Genomic DNA, 2,527 nt, shown 5'->3' with positions numbered 1-2,527 from the left:
ATAGGCGATCGCCTCGGCCACGTCGTCGGGGCTCCCGATCCGTCCGAGCGGCACCGCCCGCCGTATCGCATCGGCGCGCGCGCGACGGATGCCTCGCGGCAGCAGGACGGCCCCCGGGGCCACGGCGTTGACCCGCACCTCCGGCGCGAGCGCCCTCGCGAGGCCCCGCGTGGCCGCCGCGAGCCCCGCCTTCGTGATCCCATAGGCGACATAGTCCGGGTAGGGCCGATCCAGCGACCAGTCGAGAAGGTTGATGATCACGCCGGCGCCCCGGCGCTTCATCGCGCCGCCGAGGATCACGGAGAGGATGAAGGGGCTGCGCAGGTTGATCGCCATCAAGCGGTCGAAGGCCTCCGCCGGCGTCCTGCCGATCGGGGTCCGCATCCAGACAGAGGCGCTGTTGACCAAGAGGGCGACTGGCGACTGGTTCCGCAGGACCGCAGCCGCGAGCCGCTCGGCGCTGCCTCGCCTCGAGAGGTCGGCGCGGTAGACCCGCGCCACCTTCCCCGCGGCGCGGATCTCGCGGGCCAGATCGAGCGCTTCCGCGCGGGAGGAGTGGTAGTGGATGGCCAGGTCGAATCCCTCGCGGGACAGCACCTGCGCGATCCGCCTGCCGACACGCGTTCCCGCCCCCGTCACGAGGGCGGTCGACCTCTCTCTCGTCTCGCTCATCGATTGTCCGTCGAGTCTAGCACGTGCGGCTTGCGCGGCGCCCCCGCGGTTCCTAGACTCCAGCCGGTGCGGCCTGGCCGCTTGGAGGGTTCGATGATCGACTTCTCGCCGACCGAGGACCAACTGGCCTTCCAGAAGCTGGCGCGGGAGTTCGCCCAGAAGGAGATCGCGCCTAAGGCCGCCCATCATGACGAGACGGGCGAGTATCCGTGGGAGATAGCCCGGAAGGCATGGGAGGCCGGGCTCCTGAACACGCACATCCCGCAGGAGTACGGGGGAATGGGCCTGGGCGTCCTCGACGGCTGCATCATCGCCGAGGAGATCGCCGCCGCCTGCTCCGGGATCGGAACGGCGATGGAGGCCAACACCCTGGCCGAGGCGCCGGTCATCGTGGGGGCGACTGACGAGCAAAAGAGGAAGTGGCTCGCCCCGATGGTCGAGGAGTTCCGGCTGGCGGCCTACGCGGTCACAGAACCGGGGGCGGGATCGGACGTGGCGGGTATTCGCACGACGGCGCGAAAGGTGGGCAACGAGTACGTCATCAACGGGTCGAAGATGTGGATCACCAACGGCGGTGTCGCCGATTGGTACTTCGTGCTCGCTCTGAGCGACCCTTCGAGGGGCGCGCGCGGGATGAGCGCCTTCATCGTACCGAAGGGGGCGCCGGGCCTGGAGATCGGCAAGAAGGAGCAGAACCTGGGCCAGCGCGCAAGCGACACGCGGGGCCTGAGCTTCAACGATGTCGTCGTGCCGGTCGAGAACAGGATCGGCGCGGAGGGGAGGGGCTGGTTTCTCGCGATGAGCGCATTCGACCACACGCGGCCGGTCGTCGCCGCTGCGGCCGTCGGCGTCGCCCGCAGCGCCCTCGAGCACTCCGTGCGCTACGCCAAGGAGCGGATGACATTCGGGGTCCCGATCTCCTCGCACCAGGCGATCGCCTTCATGCTCGCGGAAATGGCGCGCGACGTCGAGGCCTCCCGGCTTCTCGTCTGGCGCGCGGCGTGGCGCGTCGACCGTGGAGAATCAGCCCAGGCAGAGGCCGCGCTCGCCAAGCTGATGGCGGCGGACACCTGCATGCGCGTCACGACGGACGCCGTCCAGATCTTCGGAGGCTACGGTTACAACCGCGAGTACCCGGTCGAGAAGCTCATGCGCGATGCGAAGATCTTCCAGATCTACGAGGGAACCAGCCAGATCCAGAGGCACATCCTCTCGAAGGCCGTGATCAAGCGAGGCCGGTAGGAGGCTCCCTCAAGGGCTCCGCCGTGAGCGCTCCTTCCCGCGGCCACAACCCCAGGACCACCCGGTGGGGCGCCGCCCGGAACTTGCCCCAGGCCGTCCACGTCCCGGCCAACGTCTCGAGCCGCTCCATGACAGAGGCGAACTCCTTGCGGCCGACGTCGCGGAAGGCAGTGATCTGCTCGTGGGGATCGCGGCTCGCGACAGGTCCCTCCGCGGGAGAAGTGAGGAATCCGTAGCTCTGGAACTCCTTGGGAGAGCCCTCCCAGCGGAAACAGAGGTGGAAGAGGAAGCGGACGGGCTTCAGCGGATTCCCGGTCTCCTCCATCCCCTCGCGTAGGAAGGCATGCTCGATCGTCTCGTCCGGCCAGAGACCCCCGGTAGGAAGACGCCAAACGCCGGATGGATAGAAGCTCTTCGTGTGGACCAGGACCTTTTCTGCAGGTCTGGGGACGATGAGGACGACCTCGGCTGTCCGTTTGCTCGAGATGGGAAACCCGGCGGGCCCACGAGTCCGATTGATCTGCCGAACCACGACGGTCTCGCGAACCGGCGCGCCGTAGCGGTCCTCGAGGTTCTGGATCTGAGCCTGTATGTTCCTCTTCACGCCGGATCT

The 2,527-nt window shown here is 68.1% G+C and carries 3 protein-coding genes; 1 reads left to right on the top strand and 2 read right to left on the bottom strand.

Annotated elements, in window-relative coordinates; all coding sequences use genetic code 11:
- Positions 1 to 861, bottom strand: an 861-nt coding sequence (locus FJY88_13490) for an SDR family oxidoreductase (GenBank protein MBM3288340.1), incomplete at its 3' end; no start/stop codon positions are given.
- Here FJY88_13490 and FJY88_13485 point away from each other — a divergent pair.
- Positions 766 to 1,914 (top strand): acyl-CoA dehydrogenase, encoded by a 1,149-nt coding sequence (locus FJY88_13485; GenBank protein MBM3288339.1) that lies wholly within the window; start codon positions 766 to 768, stop codon positions 1,912 to 1,914. The genes FJY88_13490 and FJY88_13485 overlap by 96 nt on opposite strands.
- On the opposite strand, the gene FJY88_13480 is transcribed toward FJY88_13485, so the two are convergent.
- The coding region (locus FJY88_13480) for an NUDIX hydrolase (protein MBM3288338.1) at positions 1,898 to 2,527 on the bottom strand (630 nt) is incomplete at its 5' end. The genes FJY88_13485 and FJY88_13480 overlap by 17 nt on opposite strands.

This window comes from Candidatus Eisenbacteria bacterium (assembly GCA_016867495.1).
GTDB lineage: Bacteria > Eisenbacteria > RBG-16-71-46 > CAIMUX01 > VGJL01 > VGJL01.
This window is presented reverse-complemented; position numbering and strand designations above follow the sequence as displayed.

What these genes read in the sequence shown, in the direction of transcription:
- FJY88_13485 (MBM3288339.1), top strand. Translation starts at nt 766, where the DNA reads ATGATCGACTTCTCGCCGACCGAGGACCAACTGGCCTTCCAGAAGCTG.